Below are 2,493 nucleotides of genomic sequence, written 5' to 3'. Positions count from 1 at the left end.
CGGGGGCGGCTTCGGGGCGGTTCCGGGGCGGTTTCGGGGGCGACTTCCCGTCACCTCGTGCAGCATGCGGTCATCACAGCGCAACATCAACCCGCTACGGTTGCCGCTAGGGTTCGATGCGGGTGTTCGATCCGCCGGAAGGAAGGCGCTGATCTTGGGCAAGGTCGTGCTCGTCACGGGAGTGGCCCGGCAGCTCGGGGGACGCTTCGTGCGCCGCATACAGCGCGACCCTGATGTGGATCGGGTGATCGGAGTGGACGCCATCCCTCCCGAACACCATCTGGGCGGCGCCGACTTCCTGCGGGCCGACATCCGCCAGCCCACGATCGCCAGGCTGCTCGCCGAGCACGGCGTCGACACCGTGGTCCACATGGACGTCACGGGCACCCCGCTGAGCAGCGGCAGCCGGGCCACGGTCAAGGAGACCAACGTCATCGGCACCATGCAGCTGCTCGGTGCCTGTCAGAAGTCCCCCGCGGTCAAGCGCCTGGTGGTCAAGTCCTCCACGCAGGTGTACGGCTCCGCGCCCCGCGACCCCGCGGTCTTCACCGAGACCACCCCGCCCAAGTCGCTGCCCAGCGGCGGCTTCGCGAAGGACACGGTCGAGGTCGAGGGGTATGTGCGCGGCTTCGCCCGGCGCCGGCCCGATGTGGCGGTGTGCGTGCTGCGCTTCGCCAACATCCTCGGCCCGACGGCGGACTCGCCGCTCGCCGAGTACTTCTCGCTGCCCGTGCTGCCGACCGTGTTCGGCTACGACCCGCGACTGCAGTTCGCGCACGAGGACGATGTGATCGAGGTGCTGCGCCTCGCGTCGCACGAGCCCGAGCGCGGGACCCTCAACAGCGGGACCTTCAACATCGCCGGCGACGGCGTGCTGCTGCTCTCCCAGTGCTCGCGCCGTCTCGGCCGCCCCACGGTGCCGATGCTGCTGCCGGCCGTCAGCTGGGCTGGCGCCGCACTGCGCACGGTGGGGCTCACGGACTTCTCGCGGGAGCAGCTCAGGCTGCTCACCCACGGCAGGGTCGTGTCCACGACGCAGATGCGCGAGACACTCGGGTTCAAGCCGAAGTACACGACGGCCGAGACGTTCACGGAGTTCGTACGCAGCCGAGGCCCTGGGCTGCTGCCACCGGAGGCCCTGGCGAGGGCCGTCGACCGGCTCGCCGTGCTGCCGTTCGCGGGCGGCAGACACGCTACGCACCCGACGCAGAGCGCCAACTGAGGAGCGCGGCAACAATGGCGGACGCCAAGGTCATTCCGTTCGACGACGACCGGTCGCGCGGGGGTGCCCCACGCCCGGTGGCGCGGCGCCGGGCCACCGGACGCAGGAAGGGCGAGCCCTCGGCCGTACGGGACGTACGAGGAGTACGGGACGCACGGGAGGCGCTGGAAGCCGGTGAGGTGGGTGAGGTGAAGGCCCTGCCGAGCGGTGAACCGGCCGCCACGGCTGCCGAGCGGCCGGAAGGCGCCCCGGCGCCCCCGAAGGGCCAGGGTGGCGGCTGGGAGCGGCGTGTGGCGGGGGGCCTGGCCTTCCTGCGGCGCCGCATCACGGGCGACTACGAGGTCGACGAGTTCGGCTACGACCAGGAGCTCACCGAACAGGTCCTGCTGTCGATGGCGCGGCCGTTCTACGACAAGTACTTCCGCGTCGAGGTGAAGGGCATCGAGAACATCCCGTCCGATGGCGGGGCGCTGATCGTCGCCAACCACTCCGGGACGCTGCCGCTGGACGGGCTGATGCTTCAGGTCGCCGTCCACGACAACCATCCGGAGAACCGGCATCTGCGGCTGCTCGCCGCCGATCTCGTCTTCATGCTGCCGGTCGTGAACGAGCTGGCCCGGAAGGCCGGGCACACGCTCGCCTGCGCCGAGGACGCGCAGCGGCTGCTTGAGGCCGGCGAGTTGGTCGGGGTGATGCCGGAGGGCTTCAAGGGCATAGGGAAGCCGTTCAGCGAGCGCTACAAGCTGCAGCGCTTCGGCCGTGGCGGCTTTGTCTCCACGGCGCTGCGGGCGGGGACGCCGATCGTGCCGTGCTCGATCGTGGGTGCGGAGGAGATCTACCCGATGATCGGCAACGCGAAGACGCTGGCGCGGGTGCTGGGCTTCCCGTACTTCCCGATCACGCCGACGTTCCCGTGGCTGGGGCCGCTGGGCGCGGTGCCGCTGCCGACGAAGTGGACGATCCAGTTCGGTGAGCCGATCGAGACGGACGGGTATCCGGCGGAGGCGGCGGAGGATCCGATGCTGATGTTCAACCTGACGGATCAGGTGCGGGAGCAGATCCAGCACACGCTGTACAAGCTGCTGGTGCAGCGGCGTTCGGTGTTCTTCTGAAGCATCGGTGCTCTTCCAGAGCATCCGAACACGCGAAGGGGCGGTGCTCTCGATGAGAGCACCGCCCCTGTCGCGCGGCTAGCCCTGGTCCTCGGCGTCCAGTCCAAGCCCCGGGATGAGGTCCGGGAGCAGGGGCGGGATGGTGACGTCGGGGGCGGG

2 protein-coding genes are annotated in these 2,493 nt (G+C 70.1%); both read left to right on the top strand.

The window, feature by feature from the left end; all coding sequences use genetic code 11:
* The first annotated feature begins 154 nt into the window (after nt 1–154).
* Complete coding sequence (locus U9R90_RS35470; protein ID WP_411061554.1) at nt 155–1,222, top strand: NAD-dependent epimerase/dehydratase family protein; 1,068 nt, start codon at nt 155–157, stop codon at nt 1,220–1,222.
* A gap of 14 nt (nt 1,223–1,236) precedes the next feature.
* A complete protein-coding gene (locus U9R90_RS35465; protein ID WP_411061553.1) occupies nt 1,237–2,334 on the top strand; it encodes a lysophospholipid acyltransferase family protein in 1,098 nt (365 codons plus the stop codon).
* The last annotated feature ends 159 nt before the right edge of the window (nt 2,335–2,493 follow it).

The sequence above is a fragment of the Streptomyces sp. E11-3 genome, assembly GCF_046540415.1.
Taxonomy (GTDB): Bacteria; Actinomycetota; Actinomycetes; order Streptomycetales; family Streptomycetaceae; genus Streptomyces.
The sequence above is the reverse complement of the archived record's forward strand: the minus strand, read 5'-3'. Positions and strand labels throughout refer to the sequence as shown.